Origin of the sequence: Bacteroides sp. BFG-606 (genome assembly GCF_024788145.1) — a bacterium.
GTDB classification, from domain to species: domain Bacteria; phylum Bacteroidota; class Bacteroidia; order Bacteroidales; family Bacteroidaceae; genus Bacteroides; species Bacteroides vicugnae.
Genome location: NZ_JANUIL010000001.1, coordinates 396241 through 417750, shown reverse-complemented (window position 1 = coordinate 417750; position 21510 = coordinate 396241). Strand labels below are relative to the sequence as shown.

The following is a 21510-nucleotide window of genomic DNA, read 5'->3' as shown; positions in this document are numbered from 1 at the left end:
TGACAGCGATTGCGCGAAAGCGGTGCAAAGTAACGAATTATTTGCCAGATAGCCAAATGTTTTTGTATATTTGTAGCTGTGAACCAGAAAGGGCTCATAGGATTATCAATAATTAATAAAGATGGAAACAAGCATACCCAATATACAATACCAAGTTCAATTTGACGAAATCAGATTAATAATTGATACACGTAAAAAGAGAGCTTATAGTGCTTTAAATAATGAGATCATTCTTAGTAATTGGGAGATTGGGCGATATGTATCTGATAAAATCAAGTCTGCGAAGTGGGGAAGTAGGGTCATAGATATGCTTGTTGCATATCTTAAAGAGAAGATTCCCGGCATCAAAGGTTATGAAAAGCGTTCCATTGAAAGGATGGTTAGGTTCTATAATGAATATTCTTCTGCAGAATTTGCGTCAGCCATTCCGACGGAAATCAAAGAACAGGTAATTGCGTCAGAGTATCTGACGCAATTTGGAGATGATGCTATTGTACTTTTTTTATTGGTGCAAGTCGGTTGGTCTGCCCATCTTGAGATAATGTCCGGATGTACGTCTCCTGAAGAACGTATTTTCTACATATTGTTGTGTAATAAAGAAAATCTTACTTATCAGGAACTTCGCAGGCAAATTGACGCTTGTGTTTATGAGCGGAGTTTGTTAGGGAATACTAATCAATCATTAGCATTGAAAAATACCTATCCGGATGTCGGACGGATTTTTAAAGACACATACATCGTTGATTTTCTTGGTTTGCCCGAGAATCATAGTGAGAAGAGCCTTCAGGCTGGCTTGGTGGGTCAGATGAAGAATTTTATATTAGAATTAGGAAAAGATTTTCTTTTTGTGGGTGAGGAATACCGTGTACAAGTCGGGATGAAAGATTTCCGGATTGATTTACTCTTTTTTCATCGTGGATTGCAATGTTTGGTTGCAATGGAGATTAAAACGAATGAGTTTAAACCGGAATATCTAGGACAACTGGATTTTTATCTTGAAGCATTGGACCGGGATGTAAAAAAAGAAAATGAAAATCCGAGTATAGGGATATTATTGTGTAAAAGTACGGATAGCCAAGTTGTTGAATATGCACTGAATCGTAGTTTAAGTCCAACAATGATTGCAGAGTATAAGCGGCAGTTAATTCCTAAAGAATTATTACAGAAGCATTTAAGAGAAATTCTTGATAAATAAAAAATAGCGAACATGAAACAGACTTATGCAAAGTATCTGATGGTGGCAGCGTTGACAGGAGGCTTCCTGTTTACTTCCTGCCGGACCGCACGCGAGACTACGGCTCAGTACGAAGTAACTAAAGTAGAGGGTAGCATGATAACGATTGATTCCGTTTGGGACACCCATCCCAACGCGAAAGCTGCCGAAATATTAAAGCCTTATAAGGAAAAGGTGGACGCGATGATGTATGAAGTCATCGGTACCAGTGCGATGAAAATGGAAAAAGGAGCTCCTGAAAGCTTGCTTTCCAACCTTGTTGCAGGTGTTTTACAACAAGCGGCGGTTCAGGTGTTGGGGAAACCTGCCGATATGGGATTGGTAAACATGGGCGGCTTGCGAAATATTTTGCCTGCAGGAGATATCACAGTGGGAGATGTTTTTGAAATTCTTCCTTTTGAGAACTCCCTTTGCGTGCTGACTATGAAAGGGACGGACTTGAGACGTCTTTTTGAAGCGATTGCATCTTTACATGGGGAAGGAGTGAGTGGTATCCGCCTTGAAATTACCAAAGATGGAAAGTTGCTGAACGCCTTTGTCGGTGAAAAGCCACTAAAGGATGACCTGCTTTACACGGTGGCTACTATCGACTATCTGGCAGATGGAAACGGACGGATGGATGCTTTTCTGCAGGCAGAAAAGAGAGTATGCCCTGAAAATGCAACCTTGCGCGGACTATTTCTTGATTATGTACGCAAACAGACTGCCGAAGGCAAAGCGGTTACCTCCAAACTGGATGGACGTATTACCATAAAATAAAAAGGAGAATCTAAAAATATATTGAATATGAAAAGATTTCAGATATTATTCCTGTTATGTCTTGCATTGGGCTTTACTTTCTCAATCTTTGCGCAAGATAAGGATACCAAAGAAGTGATTATTTTACAAACAAGCGATGTGCATAGCCGTATCGAACCTGTCAACCAGAAGGGGGACGAATACTATAACAAAGGCGGTTTTCTTCGTAGGGCTGCTTTTCTCGAACAATTCCGCAAGGAGCATAAGAATGTGCTGCTTTTCGACTGCGGAGATATTTCGCAGGGAACACCTTATTATAATATGTTCCGCGGAGAAGTGGAAGTTAAACTAATGAATGAAATGGGTTATGATGCTATGACTATCGGTAACCATGAGTTTGATTTCGATGTGGATAATATGGAACGCATTTTCAAGATGGCTAATTTCCCGGTTGTTTGTGCCAACTATAATCTGGATGCTACGGTATTGAAAGATATAGTTAAACCCTACGTCGTTCTTGAGAAATATGGTTTGAGAATTGGTGTGTTTGGTCTTGGAACCCAACCGGAAGGGATGATCCAGGCTAATAAATGCGAAGGAGTCGTTTATGAAGATCCTATCCGCGTATCCAACGAAATTGCTGCTTTGTTGAAAGACGAAGAAGGTTGTGATTTGGTAGTATGCCTGTCTCATCTGGGCATTCAAATGGATGAACATCTGGTTGCCGGGACACGCAATATCGACGTGATTCTGGGCGGGCACTCTCATACATTTATGAAAGGCCCCAAAACATACTTGAATATGGACGGAAAAGAGGTGCCTGTTATGCACACGGGAAAAAATGGTGTTCGTGTAGGCCGTCTCGATTTGACTTTGAAACATAAATGAAGATAATCCCCTCAATAGTAATTTTTTTATTCTTTATCGCAGCCGGCACGGTTTCAAGTCCGGCGCAAAATGCTACAACCGTTGAACCTCTGCTGGTGTATAAAGCCCTTCAGGACAAGGACTGCCGGCATTGGGTTGATTCGGTTATGGATAAGCTTTCCTTTAAAGAAAAGGTAGGGCAGTTGTTCATCTATACCATTGCCCCGGTAGATACCAAACGAAACCTGGAACTGTTGCGCGAAGTGATCGACACCTATAAAGTGGGCGGACTTCTCTTTTCCGGTGGGAAGATGCAAAATCAGGTTGAACTGACAAACCGGGCGCAACGGCAGGCTAAAGTCCCTTTGATGATTACCTTTGATGGAGAATGGGGACTGGCTATGCGTTTGCGTGGTATGCCTGTTTTTCCACGGAATATGGTATTGGGATGTATCCGTGACAACAAGCTGCTCTATGAATACGGGCGTGAAGTTGCCCGTCAATGCCGGCAGATTGGAGTACAGGTCAACTTTGCTCCGGTGGCGGACGTGAATATAAATCCTAAAAATCCCGTTATCAATACCCGTTCTTTTGGAGAAGATCCGATACAGGTGGCTGACAAGGTAATCGCTTATGCTTCCGGTTTGGAAAGCGGAGGGGTTTTATCTGTGTGCAAACACTTTCCCGGACATGGAGATACCGATGTCGATTCGCATAAGGCGCTTCCGGTACTTCCTTTCACTCGTGAACGTCTGGACAGTGTGGAACTTTATCCATTTAAAGAAGCCATCCGTGCCGGATTGGGCGGTATGATGGTAGGACATTTGCAAGTTCCGGTGATAGAACCGATTGGTGGACTTCCGTCTTCCTTGTCCCGCAATGTCGTATACGATTTGCTGACAGATGAACTGGCGTTCAAAGGACTGATATTTACGGATGCGCTTGCCATGAAAGGAGTGGCGGGAAATGGAAATGTCAGTTTGCAGGCTTTGAAAGCAGGTAATGACATGGTATTGTCTCCCCGAAACTTGAAGGAAGAGATACCGGCCGTATTGGAAGCCATTGAAAAAGGGGAGTTGACCCGCGAAGATATTGAAAGCAAATGCCGCAAGGTCTTGACTTATAAATATGTGTTGGGACTCAAGAAAAAGTCGTATGTACAATTATCCGGTCTGGAACAACGGATCAACAGTCCGCAAACGCGTGATTTGGTTCGTCGGTTGAATTTTGCGGCAATAACAGTTCTGAACAACAAGAATCATATTCTCCCTCTGCATACAGACAAAGAGCAGACGATTGCATTGCTCGAGGTAGGAGATCCCGGAGAAACTGATGCGTTGGCGAAACAACTTTCCCGCTATACGTCTTTGGCTCGTTTTTCCCTTCGTGCCAATCAACCGGAAGGGGTAAATCAGCGGTTGCGTGATTCTCTGTCTGCTTATAAACGGATCATTGTAGCCGTCAGCGAACAGCGGCTGGCTTCTTATCAGTCTTTTTTTGCGAAATTTGTTCCTGAAAGCCCGGTCATTTATCTGTTTTTTACTCCCGGGAAGATGATGTTGCAGATTCAGCGGGCGGTGGCTCATGCTTCGGCGGTGGTGCTGGGACATAGTTATAATAGTGACGTGCAGCGTCAGGTGGCAGATGTGTTATTTGCCAAGGCATCCGCAGACGGACAGTTATCGGCAAGTCTGGGAGAACTGTTCCCAACGGGAGCAGGAGTGACTATTACCCCTAAAACACCGTTGCATTTCGTTCCGGAAGAATACGGGCTTTCTTCTGTTCATCTAAAACGGATTGATTCCATTGCACTGGATGGTGTCCGTCAGGGAGCTTATCCCGGTTGCCAGGTGGTGGTGCTGAAAAACGGTCATATTATGTTCGATAAGGCTTTCGGTACTTATACGGGCAAAGGAAGTCCTCGTGTCGAATCTACGAGTATCTACGATTTGGCTTCCCTTTCAAAAACGACGGGCACCTTGCTTGCCATTATGAAACTCTACGATAAGGGACGTTTTAATCTGACAGATAAGATTTCGGATCATTTGCCGTTCTTGCAACGTACTGATAAGAAAGATATAACGATTCAGGAAATTCTGTATCATCAATCCGGTTTACCCTCTTGGATTCCTTTCTACCAGGAAGCTATTGACAAGGATAGCTATGATGGAAGGTTATTCAGTGCACGAAAAGATGCACACCATCCGTTACAGTTGGGGACCACCTCATGGGCGAATCCGAAATTCAAGTTCAAGAGTGAATATGTCTCTTCCGTTAAAACCGGTGATTATATTGTTCAGATCTGTGACAGCTTGTGGTTAAACCGTTCTTTCCGGAAGGTGATAGAAGAGAAAATAGCAGAAGCTCCGTTAAAGCAGAAACGCTATGTATATAGTGATGTAGGATTTATACTCTTGGGAATGTTGGTGGAACAATTGGCCGGTATGCCTATGGAAGCCTATTTGCAACGTGAGTTTTATGAACCGATGGGGTTGGAGCATACTGGTTATTTGCCTTTACGCCGTTTTGCCAAGTCGGAAATTGTTCCTTCTAATAAAGACCGTTTCTTGCGTAAAGAAATTTTGCAGGGATTTGTGCATGATGAGGCTTCCGCTTTCTTTGGCGGATTGGCCGGAAATGCCGGGCTTTTCTCTACTGCCCGTGATGTAGCCCGCGTTTATCAGATGTTGCTGAATGGAGGGGAAATAGACGGTCAACGTTATCTAAGTAAGGAAACCTGTCAGTTGTTTACTACTGAAACATCGAAGATCAGCCGGCGTGGTTTAGGCTTTGACAAGCCCGATGCAGATGATCCGAAGAAAGGGAATTGTGCTCCTGCCGCACCTGCCGAAGTGTATGGCCATACCGGATTTACCGGTACATGTGCATGGGTGGACCCGCTGAATGAACTGGTTTATGTATTCCTTAGCAACCGGATTTATCCGGACGTAACGAACCGCAAATTGAACCAGCTGCACATTCGTGAGCGAATACAGGGAGCTATTTATGATGCGATGAAGAAAAAATTTAAAAGAAAGGTAAAAGGTGCCTATATTAAAAGCTACCTTTTACCTTTTTTATTATTAACGTAATATTCTGATAGTTGCAGTTCTTTTTAGAACGATACACCCAAGCGGAAACCGAAGTTACTCAATCCGTCTACACTGTAATGCAGTACGTCAGCCTTGTTGGTACCATAGCTGTAGTACAAAGCAAAGTGCAAGCCCGGTCCGTAAACCCATGGGAATACATTGATACCTACTTCAGGAGAAGCGTAGAATCCCCAGCTGTTTTCTCTTGCTTCCAGCATATTGAAGTTAGAGCGGACTTTTGCATATTCAGCACCTAATTTAGCACTGACATAAGGTTGGAAAGACCCGCCACGATTCCACTGGTAACGTGCAGCAGCACCGAAAGGCAATTGGAAAATAGTATGCTGTTGGTCGGTAGTAACTTCACCGGCACCCATTTGGAAGGTTTCGCGGCCTACATATTCGTGGTTGCTGTGATAGTTCAGGAAAAGACCCAAGCCAATGTTAGGAGTAACGAAATAACCACCTTCGAAGTTCATACCCCAACCGCTTGCTTTATCTGCAAAGTGATTACTTAATGGAGCGTTGAACTGCCAGTCTATATTCGCATATCCGTTGTCTGATAACTGTGCCTTAGCCGGCATAGCGAAGGCGATGGCAATAGCCGCCAAGGCTACTACCTTGAAGTATATATTTTTTCTTGTTTTCATAACAGTTGTAGTTGTTTATTTGTTAGTAAGATAAGGTGACTGAGTGAATGATTGGTTGACAGCTTCTACTGCGAGAGTGCGGTTGATAGCTTTGGAACCAGTTTCAAATCCGGTCAGATAACTTGTCCATACAACAGGCAGTTTTTTACTGTCCCCTTGTTCAGCTTTCAAGTTCACCATTTCTGTCAGGAAGGAGTTAGTACTATAACTGTAAGTTACAGCGTACGGGTAGTACCATCCGCCACCCCAGTTGCCACCCCAGTAGCCAGGTCCCCAGTATCCGGGATAACCCCACCACCATTCAGGTTGTGCGTAGCTGGTGAAATAATAAGTACTTGCGATGTAGCTCACTTGGATACCAAGATCTGCACTTTCCTGGTCGGCTGCCGCTTCGTAACCTCTAGCTTCCATATTGTCTGTATAAGCAGCCAGAATTTGTTCTGCGCCTTCGCCTTCGAGATATTCCGGTTCTTTACTGTCACTAATCACCAGAATCTGGGGTGCCAGATAGAATGTAGGAACTTTGAAATCGGCTTTCTTGTCGTAGTTAGTGTATACCAGATAATTGTCATCCAGCTTACCCATGTCCGGGTCTTTTTCACATGAAGCGAGTGCAAAGACCGCCAATAAAATAGGAATTAATTTCTTCATATCTTTTATAATGTTTAGGTTATATAAAAATCGCGCCCAGGTACCTTGGGCTTTTGATAGAAACAACAAGAAAGGTGGAAAAAGGTTCAGATGGAAATTTCTTTTGCCGGAAAATTAACATATATCTTTTGCCCTGTTTAAAGAAAAACGGTGAGCACTCTGCCCCATTATCAGGGAGTTTGCTCACCGTTCATTATTTACAGATAATTGTTTGAAAATCCGTTTATTTAAACAGGGGTTTAAGTAGATCGGGTATCTCTACCTTATCAAGTTCCAGTTCATTTACTCGTTGCTTGCCCGTATGGGTCAGGTGGAAGTACATCTGTCTCCGGTCTTCACTTCCGAGCGACCGGATGATCAGCCCTTTTTCCTCCAGTATTCGCAGCATTTTGGATGTGTGTGAGGGGCTTAGCTCGGTTTGCTTGGACAGATTGGTAGCCGTCACTTTCTCCGATGCCTCTTTGAGGGCACACAATATCATTGCTTCATTTAGCGTTATCTGGTACATTTTTTCAAATGCTGTTTCAAAGTTTCCCATTGCTTTGAATACATCACGCATTGCACATATTGTTTTCATACCTTATTTGAATATTTTATTAGTTCATTTTTTAAATAAATAGATTAACGTTTGCGTTATCCGCCCGTTCCATATACGTTGCTACGCCGCCAATGGTCACCTCATCCAGAAGTTCTTCTTGTTTTACTCCCATCACATCCATTGACATCTGGCAAGCGATAAATTCCACACCGTTTTCCAAAGCTTGCCGGCGCAAAGATTCCAGTGAATCAATCCCTTTCTTGTTCATGATATACCGCATCATTTTTCCGCCCATTCCGCCCATGCTCATCTTAGAAAGTTTCAGTTTCTTGGAGCTGGAAGGCAGCATCATACCAAACATTTTTCCGAAAATATCCTTTTCGGTTTCCGGTTTGTGCAACTTCTTGATAACGTTCAGTCCCCAGAAAGTAAAGAAGATGGTGACTTTTTGTCCTGTAGCCGCTGCGCCGTTTGCCAGTACAAAAGTAGCCAAGGCTTTATCCAAATCATCACTGAACATGATGAAGGTTTTTCCTTTGCCCTCACATGAAGTAACAATATTGCACGATTTTGGTTCTCCTTTTTCTATGACAACAATAGATTTTCCTCCGGAGGTATCTTTCGAAATCAATTGATTACCCGTCGAACTGCACCATGCGGCGGCGTCGCGCGGAAAACCCGGATCGGTAGAGGTGATTTCCACCCGTTCGCCTGAAACCAGTGTATCCATTGTTTTCTTCATTTTCAGAATCGGACCGGGACATTGTAACCCGCAGGCATCCACCCGGACTGTTTTGGCGGGGGTAGCGGAAACATCAGTTGCAGCAGTAGTGACGGGAGCTGTAGAAACGTTGGCCTGACTGGCTTGGGAAGCAGTTTCCTGCTGTATGGGTGATTCGTCTATTGGGTTTCCATTTTCTTCCCGTATGATGATGGGAGCAGTGGCAGCCCGATAAGTCTTTAACCCTCCCGAGAGATTACGTACCTTGTCAAATCCGTGTTGTGTCAGTATACGGTAAGCAAGATAGCCCCGTAGCCCCACCGCACAGAATGTATAAATCATTTTATCTTTCGGCAATTCTGCCAACCGGTCGCGAAGTTCATCCAACGGAATATTCACGGCACCCGGTAAGCTACCCAATGAAAATTCATCCGGGGTGCGGACATCCAGCAGGAATTTATTTTCCATTTCAATGTCCCGCAGTTCTCTCCAGTATACAGGATTGGTTCTACCTGTGATTATGTCTTCAGCTACATATCCTGCCAGTGCTACCGGATCTTTGGCCGAAGAGAACGGAGGAGCATACGCTTGTTCAACTTTCATCAGATCGTAGATTGTTCCCTCGTGCTTGATGACAAGTGCGAGTTCGTCAATCCGTTTGTCCACCCCATCGTAACCGACGATTTGTCCGCCATACAATCTTCCTGTCTTTTTATCGAAAGTGATTTTAATGCTCATCGGCATGGCATCCGGATAGTAGCCGGCATGGGAAGCGGGATGAATGGTAGACGACATATAGTCTATCTCTTCCTGACGCAGACGCTTGCCGGGTAAGCCGGTTGAAGCAACGGTCATGTCGAAAACCTTTGCGATTGAAGTACCGATAGAGCCTTCGTAAGGAATCTTTGCTCCGAGGACATTGTCCGCAACGATACGTCCCTGACGGTTGGCAGGTCCGGCGAGATAGTTGAGCCAGGGTTTGCCCGTGATCGGGTGGCGGAACTCGATCGCGTCACCGATAGCATAAATAGACTCGTCAGAGGTTTGCAGGTAATCGTTTACGGCGATACCTCCTGCAGGGCCGATAGTCAGTTCGGCAGCCCGTGCCAGATTAGTTTCCGGGCGGACACCGATAGATAGAATAACGATGTCGGCAGAAATTGACTGGCCATTCTTGAAAGTTACTTTCAATCCTCTTCCATCCCGGCTAAAAGAGGCGACAGCTTGTTCCAAGTAGAGGTTTACTCCTTTATCCATCAGATGTTGGTGAACAAGTGATGCCATCGAAAAGTCGATAGGGGCCATCACTTGATTGCCCATTTCCACAATCGATACTTTCGCTCCCTGTGCCTGTAAGTTTTCCGCCATTTCAAGGCCGATAAATCCGGCTCCTACGACAACAGCTTTTCGTGGGGCGTGGTTCTTGATATATTCTTTGATCCGATCTGTGTCGGTGACATTCCTTAGTGTGAAGATTCCACTTAGGTCGATTCCGGGAAGAGGGGGCGTACCGGAGAGGCTCCGGTAGATATGACTAACTTATCATAGCTCTCTTCATAAGTATCTTCACTGCTTTGGCGGACAGTCACTGTTTTTCTTTTCCGGTCAATGAAAATCACTTCATTTTCTGTGCGTACATCTACGCGGAAGCGTGTAGAAAAGGCTTCGGGTGTTTGCACGAACAATTTATCCCGTTCCTCTATCACTCCCCCCTATATAATAGGGTAGGCCACAATTGGCGTATGATATGTACTTTCCTTTTTCTAAAAGGACAATTTCAGCTGTTTCATCTACTCGTCTGATTCGGGCAGCAGTGGTGGCTCCTCCTGCAACTCCCCCAATAATAATTATTTTCATCTGTTTATAGCGTAAATAGTTTCCTGCGGAAATAACAAACTGTATCGAAGAAATGTTCATGGATTCAGATAAAAAAACTATATTTGCGCACCCTGTTTTTCATTCTTCTATTTAATGTAGATAAATTGTATGAATAAAATTCTTATTATTGACGATGAAGTCCAGATTCGCAGCCTTTTAGCTCGTATGCTGGAACTTGAGGGCTATGAAGTGTGTCAGGCAGGTGATTGCAAAGCTGCCATCAAACAACTGGAAATTCAATCGCCCGACGTAGCTTTATGCGATGTTTTTCTTCCTGATGGAAACGGAGTAGATCTGGTGTTGAACATCAAGAAAATAGCTCCCAATGTAGAGGTGATTCTTCTTACTGCTCACGGCAATATTCCCGACGGGGTGCAGGCTATTAAAAACGGTGCATTTGATTATATAACAAAAGGAGATGATAATAACAAGATTATCCCTTTAATCAGCCGTGCCGTGGAGAAAGCAAAGATGAATGTCCGTTTGGAAAAACTGGAAAAGAAAGTCGGGCAGATGTACTCGTTCGATTCTATTCTGGGTGAGTCAAAGGTGTTGAAAGAGGCTGTATCTCTGGCGCAGAAGGTATCTGTGACAGATGTTCCCGTATTACTGACGGGGGAAACAGGAACAGGAAAGGAAGTTTTTGCGCAAGCTATACATTATAGTAGTAAACGGAGCAAACAGAATTTTGTGGCAGTCAACTGTTCGTCTTTCAGCAAAGAATTGCTCGAAAGCGAGATGTTCGGACATAAGGCTGGCTCGTTTACCGGTGCGCTGAAGGATAAGAAAGGACTTTTTGAAGAAGCTAATAACGGAACGATCTTTCTGGATGAAATCGGAGAGATGGCTTTCGAACTGCAGGCAAAGTTACTGCGTATCCTTGAAACGGGAGAATATATAAAGATCGGTGATACCAAGCCGACAAGAGTCAATGTGCGTATCATTGCTGCTACCAACCGCAACCTGCAGGAGGAGATCAAAGCAGGACATTTCCGTGAAGACTTGTTTTATCGTCTTTCGGTTTTTCAGGTGCATCTTCCTTCGCTCCGTGAACGTACCGGTGATATCCGGATTCTTGCCACTGCTTTCGCCAAGAGTTTCTCCGAAAAACTTTCGTATGCCATCAATGAGATGACTCCCGCTTTTCTGGAAGCTCTGGAACAACAGCCGTGGAAAGGGAACATCCGTGAATTGAGAAATGTGATTGAGCGTAGCCTGATTGTATGCGAAGGGGGACGGCTGGATATCTGCGACCTTCCTTTGGAAATCCAGAACACTCATTATGAATGTTCGGACGATAGTGTAGGCTGTTTTGAGTTGGCCGCAATGGAACGCAGACATATTGCACGTGTGTTGGAATATACGAAAGGGAATAAAACGGAAGCTGCCCGTTTGTTGAAAATCGGACTTACCACCCTGTACCGGAAGATAGAGGAATATAAAATCTAAGCATACATTTCCGGTTTCTTTTTATCCGGCTTTGAGTCAGGCTGCGCACTGACTCTCGAAAAATTGTTTGGATAACGAACTAATCAGTCTGTTTTTATCTGTGGTATGTACAGATAGTGTGAAACAATGATCGCTTCCTCCATAAGAAATGAGAGATACGGGGATATCTTTGATAGTATCCATAATATGACTTTCTACTTGTGTGCGTTCCCAATGAAGGGAGCCGATGATATGTATCACAGACATATTTTCGTCCATAACCATTTCGGCATATTTATGTAGTTCCCTTTGAATGATTCGCAGGGTGTCCCGGCTGGTTGTCAGCATCATCGAGATGGATACATTGGATGAGGCCATTGAGATGACATTGATTTGATATTTGTTGATAACTTCCAATATCTTACCCATAAACAAATATCCGGGCAATACATTTAATGAGGTAAAACGTACAAAGGTAGCCGAATCCTGTGAGAGGATGGCCTTGACACTGTTGCCTGTGTCATGGGAAGATATATAGAGGCGTTCTGTTGACAGATCGTGTGTATCGGTTAGGCGGATAGCTATATTGGAGCGTGCCGCAAGGGTGATACAATCTGCGTAGAGTAGGTGTACTCCGCTGTTAATCAGTTGTTCGGCTTCTATGTAAGTTAGTGAATGTTGTTCTCGCAGGCAATTCCGGTTTGCGTAGATATGATTGATAGGGGTGGATAACAGTATTTCGTCCGCTTTGAATAGGGTGGCAAGCACTGTTGCATAGTAATCATTGCGTTGTTCGCTCATGAAGTCTATTTCACCATACACATTCCTGCAAATGGAAAGTGGGGCGATAAAAATATCTACATTCCGGTTCTCGTCAATGTATTGTTGGATAGATTCCTGAATATATGGGATATCCGGCTTTCTTTCCAGATTGATCTGTATAAGTTTGCCGGTATCTAATGTTTGGGCACGAAGACCCTGTTGATGTAAGCAATAAGTGAATAAATCACTGGATAATCCGTATACTTCCGCTTTTATCATTTTATCAATCAGTAAATCTGCTTTGTCTTCTACAAGTATATGTATTTTCTTTATGCATTCCAGAATCCGGTTTTTAATTTCCTGATTTAGGTGCGAATCTGTAATGAGATGATTGGCAAGGGTACAGCAATATGTTTCGATGGCATTGACTGTGGCATGAGGAGCTTCATCTTCTTCGTGAAACCAACTGATGGAAATAGCCTGTAACCACTCCTGTAATTGTGCCAATATAGGGACTACAGCTACATAAGGATGTTCTTTCTGAATACAATTGATTACTTGCTTCATTTCATCCTCATCTTTAATTTTCTCGAATTTACAAACTTTCATTGTTATCTGGTTATTTATTGGTTACTACTCTTTTCAAAATGATATGCCCTTTTTCAAAAGAGAAAGATATTTAAGAATCATTCTTTAGCTTTAGAATATGGTATATCTTTATAAATCAATCTGTTAATATTGTAATCAATGTTTTTAATACATCTCTTTACTATAAGTAATCTGCTAATACCGTACCACATTGTGATATAAAGTAAGATTTATTATCTTTGGTATCCACTACGGGAGCGTTAGTCAGTAATTTGATTGGAGCAGGAGCGGGGAAAGAACTTTTTCCTGTTTGTCGTAAAGTTCTTAAGCTGGGCTATGTGGTGGGACTTCCGTTGATAGGGATAGCTCTTTGGAGCAATCAATGGATTGCTGGATTTTATACGAATAACGATAATCTGGTGAGATTAGCTTTCTATCCTTTTATAGTTATGCTGTTGAATTATACTTTTGCACTGCCCGGATATGTTTATATTAATGCTGTTACCGGTACAGGAAAGACGAAGCTCGCTTTTATCTTCCAGTTAATCACTATTCTGGTATATTTGATTTATCTGTATCTGTTAAGTGAATGTTTTCATGCTTCTCTGACTGTGTATATGACGGCAGAATATCTGTTTGCTATTTTATTAGGGATACAATCCGTCATTTACTTAAAGAGGAAATCCAACTAGAATATGTACTTTTGTGCTTTCAATACTTGATACTTTCTCAAAATGACTGAAGATATAAAGAATAAACTTTTGATGTGTGCGGAGATTTATCATCGTGCAGACTTTATTATAAGTGATCCGGTGCAGTTCCCTCATCGATATACGTTGAAACAGGATATTGAAATCAGTGGTCTGTTGACGGCAATTATGAGTTTTGGCAATCGTAAACAGATTTTGAAAAAGGCGGACGAACTGCATAGATTAATGGGAGATTCACCTTATCGATATGTATTGTCCCGCCAGTGGGAGAAGGATTTTCCTTCGGGAGCGACCAATAGCTTTTATCGGATGTTGTCGTATGCTGATTTTTATGGATACTTTCGGCGATTATATACAGCTTATACACAGTTTGAAAGTCTGGAGGAAGCTTTGATGTTATATCCCGGAATACCAATGGAAAAGTTATGTGCATTTCTTGAAGTCTCTGCTAAAAGTCCTCAAAAGAAACTGAATATGTTTTTGCGTTGGATGATTCGTCGGGATTCGGAGGTCGATTTGGGGATTTGGGAAAGTTTTGATCGCAGAGATTTGATTGTTCCTTTAGATACACATGTCTGCCGGGTAGCGCATTATTTCAAGTTGACAGATACGGAAACTTTTTCTTTGAAAAATGCCCGTCAGATAACGATGGCATTGGGTGAGGTCTTTCCGGAGGATCCTTGTTTGGGTGATTTTGCCCTGTTTGGATTGGGAGTGAATGGGGAGATTTAATATATGTCCTAATAAAATGAATTTTTCGATTATAATCGGAAAAGTGGATGTTAAACCAACTTTTGGGATTATAATCGAAAAAATAGAGAACTGTTAAAACGTTGTTATTTTGTTTGTGAAATCCCTCCAACCATTTGCATTCTTGTATTTTTCCACAGATCCGGCAGGAACACGAATGACAGTAATATCGTCCGGGAATCCGTACCATATTTTTTCAAATACCTGCGGAGGTGTTATCCCTTCTACCTTTACTTCTTTAATACCTGTATTATTGAAAGCTGAAAAATTAATCTGTGCGACGTTTGACGGAATGGTTAGTTGAGTCATTTTTCTATTACCACCCAGTAATCCCTGCCCCAATATACGAATACTTTTAGGGATTTCGAAGTGAGCTAATTTCGGACATCCTTCAAGGCAGTAGGCGTGAATCATAGCCTCGGGATCATCATTGAAAACGGTTCCGTAGGTTGTCACTTCCGTTAATTCCGGACAGTAATAAAAGGCTCTTTGAGCTATAGTTGTAATACCATTCGGCAGCTTCACGGTCGTAATACCACTTTCCCGAAATGCTTCCAAACCTATTGTTCTTACATTTTCCGGAATCTCAATCGTTTTCAGTTGGGAAGTATTAAGAAATGCCTGCGCATCGATTTCCTTCAATGTCACAGGTAACAGCACTTCTTCAACGCCTGCATATACAAAAGTGCTGGCGGGAAGTTTGGTGAGCTTAGTCCGGCTCAAATCTGCTTTTTTCAGATTCCGGCAATAATAGAATATGTTTTCTTCAAGTTGTTCCAGAGTCGTCGGAAATACAATTTCCTGAACGGTTGAATTGAAGAAAGCCATATCTCCAATAGATTGCAATCCTTCGTTGAGTACCACCTTGTTTATTTGACTACCTCTGAAAGCAGCCTTAGGAATGGACTTCACACTATTGGGAAGTGTGATTTCATTATGTCCTTTCAAAACTTCCGTCAATACTCCATTTTCTACACGGACGGGTGAAATCTGAACGGAAAAGCTTTTCTGTTTTCCTTCTATTGTGATGGTTACTTCCTGTTTTTCGACAGGCGCAGATGAAGAGAAACCACTAAGCTGTTCCGGAGAAACTTTCACAGGTCGTTGTTTCCCGTCATCATATTTTCCTGTCACGTTAAGGCCGGTTAAGTCTATATTCTCTCCTAATGCATAAATTGTTTTTGCGGGCAATTGTTCTATGGAGAAATCCTCAAGTAAGGCTCCGGTGGATTCAGAAGGATTTTCAGCCGAAGGTGAATCTTTCTTGTATTCATCATTTTCGGTGCTGCAACTTAATAATACAGCTCCTAAAATTATTTGCAAACAAGATGCCACAACTATATAGAGTCTAGTTTGTTTCATGTGATAAAAGTTTAGTTAGGGAATTGGGTTAAACGTATTTCAATTTTTATGACTTTTCCGGCTTCTACAGTTTTGCCGGCAGACCATATCTGGTAGTTGTCGGGACCGCCTCCTTTTTGTACCACGAATGTCAGTAACCGTTGCGATTGTGTTGCGAACCATTCTTCGCGTGGTAGTACAAAGGTTGCTATACCACTTTCATTTGTTTGGATGACTGCAGTAGGTCGGGTTAAATTATCTTTTTCAAAAATCCTATAATCTTTTTCATTATACATTTTCACGGGAACATCCGTTATAATTTTTCCATTCTCATCATAAACAGCTACTATTACCTTAGCTTCTCTCACTTCTTCATTTCCTTTTTCGCATGCTACCATGAAAAGCATGGTGCATAGTAGAATAACAATCTTTCTCATAATCTTTTCTTTTTTCATTTTTTCGAATGCAAAAATAGTAAGATCGCATCAATTTTGAGTTATGAAGTAATCTGATAAATCTAACACTTTGTTTTTGAATATGTTGGTATTCAGCGTATTAGTTAAACTGTGTTTTGGGGATTTCTAACACTGGTCTAACACCTATCCGAAAAGTGCTAAAAACAGGTCTTTATTAGTGGATTCTGCCGATTTGATACGTGATTTGAGTCGTGATTTACGGGCATATACATTAGCAACGGTATCTTTCATAAACAAACTGATTACTTGTGGAGAAAAACCTACGAAAATATAGCAGAGCAACCGGATGTCAGCTTCTTTCATTGCCGGAAAATCATTCCGTAGTTTTTCCATAGCATTGTCATGGCAGGTGTTCACGATAAGTTCCAGCTCTTGCAGCATTTCATTGTTCTCTGCAAAATCAGTGATAATCTGTTTCACTTCGTGGAACATGGCTGCCTGTTGCGATGCAGTATTCTCTCGCTCGTAGTAAGTTTTTCCCAGTTTGTCAATGATGTCAAAGCGTGAAGCTACCAAACCTTTTAAATGATTTTCCGCATTCTGCTGTCCTTCCATGTATTCTGTCAAGGTTTTGTATTGAGAGTTGGCTTCTTCTGCCAATAGCAGATAGCGGTCGGTACGTTCGCGTTGCAAGCGCAGACGTTGGCGGATGATGTAGTATGCTACCCCTATTATCAGAAGAATTACGGTTGCTACGGCAATCTCCCAAATAGTACGGTTCTTCATCCGGTATTCGGCAAATTTGGATCGTTCCTTGAAATAATCACGTTCCACCATACCGGCAGAGAATTGCATATTCGAACGTGTCAGTGAGTCAGTCAGATAGATATAATGATGTATCTTCTCCGTCGCTTTCTCGAAGTTCCTGGCCTGTGCTTCAATCCGATAAGCGGTGTATTGCAGGTCTGCCATATCACGAATATCGGTTGTGTGTGCTTCTGCGAGTGCCAGATAGTAGCGTGCGCTGTCTATACGGTTCTTTAGAAGATTCACATCTACTAATGTATGATATCCGTATAACGTATCTTGTCGGGCAGAGAGTTCGATACGTTGCAGCAGGTCATGAGGAATCTGTTTTTTGCTTGACACCACATAGAGAGAGGCAAGATTGGTGAGACTGGCTTTGGCTAACTTATCGTACTTGTGCTCATCAGCTAAATCAAGGGCGGCAGAATAGAGCCGCATAGCTTTCTCTATATCTTTCGAATGAAAAGTTGCGGCTGCCATATCAAGAGTTGATTCTGTTTCTTCGCGAGTGTTATCAGATTGTCGGAAGTTATTGCGAGCTTCGCGAAAATAATGATAAGCCCGGCTATAGTTCATCTGTTCATAATACACTTCACCGATCTGCCTGTATAAAAGCCCTGCATAATAAGGTTCATTGGTATCTTTCAATTTCTCTTCAACTTTCAGGAAAAGGCGTAACGCTCCCGGCTTGTCTCCTGCACGCAGTTTGACTTTTCCCCAATAATAGAGAGTTTTGCATTGACTGCGTAAATCTTTGGGATGATGTTTGTAATACTCCCAAGCCCGACGAATCAGCGAATCATTTGTTGCTTTGATATGATTTTTGTCTAAAGCTTCGGAATAAAGCAACGCATATCTGGCCTGTTCAGCCTGACTGCCTTCTGATTTGAGTTGTTGTAATATTGTTAAGGCACTATCCGGCTTGTTTTGTAACAGTGCTTCCGCCTCGTCGAGCCGGGAAATCTGTTCTCTGTTATAGCATCCTGTAAAAAAGAGAATAGCTAATAGTATGAGTATAATTCTGCATTTCATGCTGTGAATGTAATAAAAATATTTCGAGTTTAGTTAAAGGCGTCTATAAATATTTCGGCGCTTGTTTTGAGAGTGTGGAAATTGAAGAGATAATGAGTGCATTCTTTGTGTTTAATATTGTAATTCATGGATGATAATTTTTATCTTTGCATTAGGAATCATTTATCTTTTGTATTTAAATTTTGTTGAGGTATGGTAGACGTTTTAACAAAAGAGCAACGGCGGAAGTGCATGTCGAATATTCGTAGTAAAAATACGAGGCCGGAGATTCTTGTGCGGAAATATCTATTTTCCCAAGGTATTCGTTTTCGTGTTAATGTGAAAAAGTTGCCAGGAACTCCTGATATTGTGTTAAGAAAGTATAGAACAGTGATCTTTGTAAATGGCTGTTTCTGGCATGGACATGAAGGGTGTAAATATTATGTTTTGCCGAAGACCAATACAGAATTCTGGAAGGAAAAAATAGAGAAGAATAAAGAACGGGATCTAAAAGAACGAATGCAACTCCGGACTATGGGATGGCATGTTATTTTATTATGGGAATGTCAGTTGAAAAGTAAAGTTCGGGACCAAAATTTGAAAGGGTTGTTATATACTTTGAATAAGATAGTATTAGAAAACTATAATGCAAAACATATAGACTGACTGTATTAGTTTGGCTAATCGTTAAAAAAGTTAGAATGGAATGTTTTTCAGGGCAATGATGTACACCAGCTTTGTTCTCTCTTATTTAGGTTATTAATACTATTAGTGAAGATGGGATTCGTTATTCTCGATAAAAAACTATATTTTTGTATCCAAATCAATAATTGAATGACAGCTAAGCAACTAATCATACAAGATATAAAACTCGTTGACTTTCCGGAAGAGGTTGATGTACAAAATGGCATCAAGATATATGGCGAAACTAGTTGGGAGAACCAATTGGCAGTGTTAAGCCATTACCTGCATAATAATGATTGTGTTGGTAATGAACAAAGTAAGAAAGAAATATTATATACTATCCGGGAATTTTTGGAGCGAAAAAAAAGTAATAAGGAAGAGACGATAACTGAAGAGTATGTAATGAAGGTTGCTGAAAACCCTGTTGAGTATAGTCTCTTTTCTGACTTTTTTAGGGTTCCTTTCCCTAGTCCTCAATCTCCCCAATTTACTTTTATTGATTTATTTGCAGGCATGGGAGGTTTTCGTTTGGCGATGCAGGCACAAGGTGGAAAATGTGTTTTTTCTTCGGAATGGAATAAATATGCTCAAAAAACTTATTTGGCGAACTTTGGTGAAATGCCATTTGGAGATATAACGAAAGAAGTTACTAAAAGTTATATACCTCAATACTTTGATATTTTATGCGCAGGTTTTCCTTGCCAACCTTTTTCTATTGCCGGTGTTTCTAAAAAGAAAAGTTTAGGACGGGAAACGGGCTTTAAGGACAAAACTCAAGGTACACTTTTCTTTGATGTAGCGGATATTATTAGTCGTCATCGCCCTAAAGCATTTTATTTGGAAAATGTGAAGAATTTGTTGTCACATGATAAGGGCAATACCTTTAAGATTATAAAAGGTACACTGGAAGAATTGAATTATTCGATTCATTTTCTGGTTATGGATGGGCAGGCTTATGTACCTCAGCATCGGGAGCGTATTATGATTGTTGGATTTAATCGTGAAATTTTTCATGGGAAAGAACAATTCTGTTTTCCTGAACAAAAACAATCTACACGGGGCATACGGGAGATTTTAGAGCCGGATGTTGATGATAAATATACATTGAGTGATAAACTTTGGAGTTATTTACAGAACTATGCAGAGAAACATCGCGTAAAAGGAAATGGTTTTGGGTTTGGGATGGTTGATCTTAACGGTATCTCTCGTACATTGAGTGCCCGTTACTATAAAGATGGTTCAGAAATACTTGTTCCACAAGGAAATGGGAAAAATCCTAGAAGATTGTCACCTCGTGAATGTGCTCGATTGATGGGCTATCCTGATAAATATCGTTTAGATCAAGTCTCTGATGTACAAGCGTATCGGCAGTGTGGAAATTCTGTAGTAGTTCCACTCATAACTGCAGTTTCTGAACAAATTATTAAAACAATCAATAATTATGAGCAACATTCTGGACTCTGCGATACAGAGTGTGCAGCAATCTAAGGCTGCTTGGTGCCGGTTTATAACTGGAAATGATACAGGTGCAACAGGAAGTCATCAAGCAGGTTTTTATATACCTAAGTGTGCATCGAGTTTACTTTTTGATGAACCGGGAAAGAAAGGGGAAAACAAGGAGAAAACTGTACAAATAAAATGGCAGGATGACTTTACAACGGAAAGTTGTATGAAATATTATGGACAAGGTACACGTAATGAGTATCGTATAACCCGTTTTGGTCGTGGCTTTCCTTTTTTTCAAGATGATAATGTTGGAGATTTACTCATTATTGCTAAATATACTGAAGAAGATTATTTGGGCTATGTTCTTAGTGCTGATGAAGATATAGATGGATTTTTTGCTTATTTCAATCTTGCTCCAGACGAAACAAATCAATTAATAGATGTAGCGGGTGTTATTAAACCAGACGAAAAAATAGTGCAACTCTTCCATGATTTTGTTAGTCGTTTTGATAAATTTCCAGACACTCGACAAATGGCATTAGGAGCACGAGAATGTTATAATAAGGCTTATAAAATTAGTGAAAATGTTTTTAAAACTAATCCTGATGATGTCTTGTTGAATTGGGTAGATACTGAATTCCGACTGTTTAAATGTATGGAAGAAAAATTTTATGTGGATATAATAACACATTCTTTTGATAGTATTGATACATTTATACAAACAGCTAACGAAGTACTTAATCGTCGTAAGTCTCGTGCCGGTAAATCATTAGAGCATCATTTATCTGATATATTTGTACATAATGCACTTGTTTTTGAGGAGCAAGCTGTAACTGAAGATAATAAAAAACCGGATTTTCTTTTTCCAAATAGTAAATGTTATCGCAATATACAATTTCCGGCTGAGGACCTTATCGTTTTGGGGGCTAAGACTACTTGCAAAGATCGTTGGCGGCAAGTATTGACGGAGGCGGATCGTGTGGATGATAAATTTTTATTTACTCTTCAGCAGGGAATATCAAAGAATCAGTTAAAAGAGATGCACGATTCCCGACTTACACTTGTTGTTCCTCAAAAGTATATTTCAAGTTTTCCACGAGACTATCAAGATGAAATAAAAGATCTTCTAGGATTTGTCTTAATGGTAAAGGAGAAGCAGGAACATTTACCAAAACATTATTTTATATAAAAACCAGGA

General features: G+C 41.3%; 15 protein-coding genes and 3 pseudogenes. 10 read left to right on the top strand and 8 right to left on the bottom strand.

Annotated features, from left to right (window positions below):
• The first annotated feature begins 121 nt into the window (after positions 1–121).
• The 4 genes and pseudogenes from NXV01_RS01625 to NXV01_RS01610 form a co-directional block, all read left to right on the top strand.
• Positions 122–1195 carry a YhcG family protein gene (locus NXV01_RS01625; protein ID WP_164727278.1) on the top strand — a complete coding sequence of 358 codons (1074 nt, stop codon included), beginning with the start codon at positions 122–124 and terminating at the stop codon, positions 1193–1195.
• A gap of 12 nt (positions 1196–1207) precedes the next feature.
• A complete protein-coding gene (locus tag NXV01_RS01620) occupies positions 1208–1993 on the top strand; it encodes a 5'-nucleotidase C-terminal domain-containing protein (protein WP_217722383.1) in 786 nt (261 codons plus the stop codon).
• 27 nt (positions 1994–2020) lie between these two features.
• Complete coding sequence (locus NXV01_RS01615) at positions 2021–2860, top strand: bifunctional UDP-sugar hydrolase/5'-nucleotidase (protein ID WP_148367104.1); 840 nt, start codon at positions 2021–2023, stop codon at positions 2858–2860.
• Positions 2857–5865 (top strand): annotated as a pseudogene (locus NXV01_RS01610) (glycoside hydrolase family 3 N-terminal domain-containing protein); the annotation flags it as partial. The gene NXV01_RS01615 and the pseudogene NXV01_RS01610, both read left to right, overlap by 4 nt.
• An 89-nt stretch (positions 5866–5954) precedes the next feature.
• On the opposite strand, the gene NXV01_RS01605 reads toward NXV01_RS01610, so the two are convergent.
• The 4 genes and pseudogenes from NXV01_RS01605 to NXV01_RS01590 form a co-directional block, all read right to left on the bottom strand.
• Positions 5955–6581, bottom strand: coding sequence for a porin family protein (locus NXV01_RS01605; protein ID WP_004307005.1), 627 nt, complete (start codon positions 6579–6581; stop codon positions 5955–5957).
• Positions 6582–6596: 15 nt separating this feature from the next.
• Positions 6597–7232 carry a DUF4136 domain-containing protein gene (locus NXV01_RS01600; protein WP_074558601.1) on the bottom strand — a complete coding sequence of 212 codons (636 nt, stop codon included), beginning with the start codon at positions 7230–7232 and terminating at the stop codon, positions 6597–6599.
• 223 nt (positions 7233–7455) lie between these two features.
• Entirely contained in the window at positions 7456–7809 is a 354-nt protein-coding gene (locus NXV01_RS01595) for a MarR family winged helix-turn-helix transcriptional regulator (protein WP_148367106.1), read from the bottom strand.
• 31 nt (positions 7810–7840) lie between these two features.
• Positions 7841–10348, bottom strand: a pseudogene (locus NXV01_RS01590) (FAD-dependent oxidoreductase).
• Positions 10349–10477: 129 nt separating this feature from the next.
• Here NXV01_RS01590 and NXV01_RS01585 point away from each other — a divergent pair.
• Complete coding sequence (locus tag NXV01_RS01585; RefSeq protein ID WP_259021616.1) at positions 10478–11818, top strand: sigma-54 dependent transcriptional regulator; 1341 nt, start codon at positions 10478–10480, stop codon at positions 11816–11818.
• A gap of 36 nt (positions 11819–11854) precedes the next feature.
• Here NXV01_RS01585 and NXV01_RS01580 read toward each other — a convergent pair whose 3' ends face one another.
• Positions 11855–13168, bottom strand: a complete 1314-nt coding sequence (locus NXV01_RS01580; RefSeq protein WP_259021615.1) for an aspartokinase — start codon at positions 13166–13168, stop codon at positions 11855–11857.
• Positions 13169–13383: 215 nt separating this feature from the next.
• Here NXV01_RS01580 and NXV01_RS01575 point away from each other — a divergent pair.
• Positions 13384–13839, top strand: a pseudogene (locus NXV01_RS01575) (MATE family efflux transporter); the annotation flags it as partial.
• Between the two features lie 42 nt (positions 13840–13881).
• Positions 13882–14589 carry a TIGR02757 family protein gene (locus NXV01_RS01570; RefSeq protein WP_259021613.1) on the top strand — a complete coding sequence of 236 codons (708 nt, stop codon included), beginning with the start codon at positions 13882–13884 and terminating at the stop codon, positions 14587–14589.
• A 93-nt stretch (positions 14590–14682) separates the two neighbouring features.
• On the opposite strand, the gene NXV01_RS01565 is transcribed toward NXV01_RS01570, so the two are convergent.
• From NXV01_RS01565 to NXV01_RS01555, 3 genes are all read right to left on the bottom strand, one after another.
• Entirely contained in the window at positions 14683–15969 is a 1287-nt protein-coding gene (locus NXV01_RS01565) for a leucine-rich repeat protein (RefSeq protein WP_167511888.1), read from the bottom strand.
• A gap of 11 nt (positions 15970–15980) precedes the next feature.
• The gene (locus NXV01_RS01560) at positions 15981–16385 is read right to left on the bottom strand and encodes a hypothetical protein (protein ID WP_195649910.1); all 405 of its coding nucleotides are present in this window, start codon (positions 16383–16385) and stop codon (positions 15981–15983) included.
• Positions 16386–16547: 162 nt separating this feature from the next.
• Positions 16548–18203, bottom strand: a complete 1656-nt coding sequence (locus tag NXV01_RS01555) for a hypothetical protein (RefSeq protein ID WP_148367112.1) — start codon at positions 18201–18203, stop codon at positions 16548–16550.
• A gap of 192 nt (positions 18204–18395) precedes the next feature.
• On the opposite strand from NXV01_RS01555, the gene NXV01_RS01550 reads away from it, so the two are divergent.
• The 3 genes from NXV01_RS01550 to NXV01_RS01540 all read left to right on the top strand — a co-directional run bounded on the left by NXV01_RS01550 (position 18396) and on the right by NXV01_RS01540 (position 21501).
• Complete coding sequence (locus NXV01_RS01550; RefSeq protein WP_148367113.1) at positions 18396–18848, top strand: very short patch repair endonuclease; 453 nt, start codon at positions 18396–18398, stop codon at positions 18846–18848.
• Between the two features lie 168 nt (positions 18849–19016).
• Complete coding sequence (gene dcm / locus NXV01_RS01545; protein ID WP_148367114.1) at positions 19017–20354, top strand: DNA (cytosine-5-)-methyltransferase; 1338 nt, start codon at positions 19017–19019, stop codon at positions 20352–20354.
• On the top strand, positions 20308–21501 hold the full coding sequence (locus tag NXV01_RS01540; RefSeq protein WP_148367115.1) for a type II restriction endonuclease: 1194 nt from the start codon (positions 20308–20310) through the stop codon (positions 21499–21501). Before dcm ends, NXV01_RS01540 begins: the two co-directional genes overlap by 47 nt.
• Positions 21502–21510: the final 9 nt, after the last annotated feature.

Bases quoted from the DNA above. Each gene is read 5' to 3' on its own strand.
- NXV01_RS01550 (WP_148367113.1), top strand. From the start codon at position 18,396: ATGGTAGACGTTTTAACAAAAGAGCAACGGCGGAAGTGCATGTCGAAT.
- NXV01_RS01540 (WP_148367115.1), top strand. From the start codon at position 20,308: ATGAGCAACATTCTGGACTCTGCGATACAGAGTGTGCAGCAATCTAAG.
- NXV01_RS01565 (WP_167511888.1), bottom strand. From the start codon at position 15,969: ATGAAACAAACTAGACTCTATATAGTTGTGGCATCTTGTTTGCAAATA.
- NXV01_RS01560 (WP_195649910.1), bottom strand. From the start codon at position 16,385: ATGAGAAAGATTGTTATTCTACTATGCACCATGCTTTTCATGGTAGCA.
- NXV01_RS01605 (WP_004307005.1), bottom strand. From the start codon at position 6,581: ATGAAAACAAGAAAAAATATATACTTCAAGGTAGTAGCCTTGGCGGCT.
- NXV01_RS01625 (WP_164727278.1), top strand. From the start codon at position 122: ATGGAAACAAGCATACCCAATATACAATACCAAGTTCAATTTGACGAA.
- NXV01_RS01585 (WP_259021616.1), top strand. From the start codon at position 10,478: ATGAATAAAATTCTTATTATTGACGATGAAGTCCAGATTCGCAGCCTT.
- dcm (WP_148367114.1), top strand. From the start codon at position 19,017: ATGACAGCTAAGCAACTAATCATACAAGATATAAAACTCGTTGACTTT.
- NXV01_RS01580 (WP_259021615.1), bottom strand. From the start codon at position 13,168: ATGAAAGTTTGTAAATTCGAGAAAATTAAAGATGAGGATGAAATGAAG.
- NXV01_RS01600 (WP_074558601.1), bottom strand. From the start codon at position 7,232: ATGAAGAAATTAATTCCTATTTTATTGGCGGTCTTTGCACTCGCTTCA.
- NXV01_RS01595 (WP_148367106.1), bottom strand. From the start codon at position 7,809: ATGAAAACAATATGTGCAATGCGTGATGTATTCAAAGCAATGGGAAAC.
- NXV01_RS01620 (WP_217722383.1), top strand. From the start codon at position 1,208: ATGAAACAGACTTATGCAAAGTATCTGATGGTGGCAGCGTTGACAGGA.
- NXV01_RS01615 (WP_148367104.1), top strand. From the start codon at position 2,021: ATGAAAAGATTTCAGATATTATTCCTGTTATGTCTTGCATTGGGCTTT.
- NXV01_RS01570 (WP_259021613.1), top strand. From the start codon at position 13,882: ATGACTGAAGATATAAAGAATAAACTTTTGATGTGTGCGGAGATTTAT.
- NXV01_RS01555 (WP_148367112.1), bottom strand. From the start codon at position 18,203: ATGAAATGCAGAATTATACTCATACTATTAGCTATTCTCTTTTTTACA.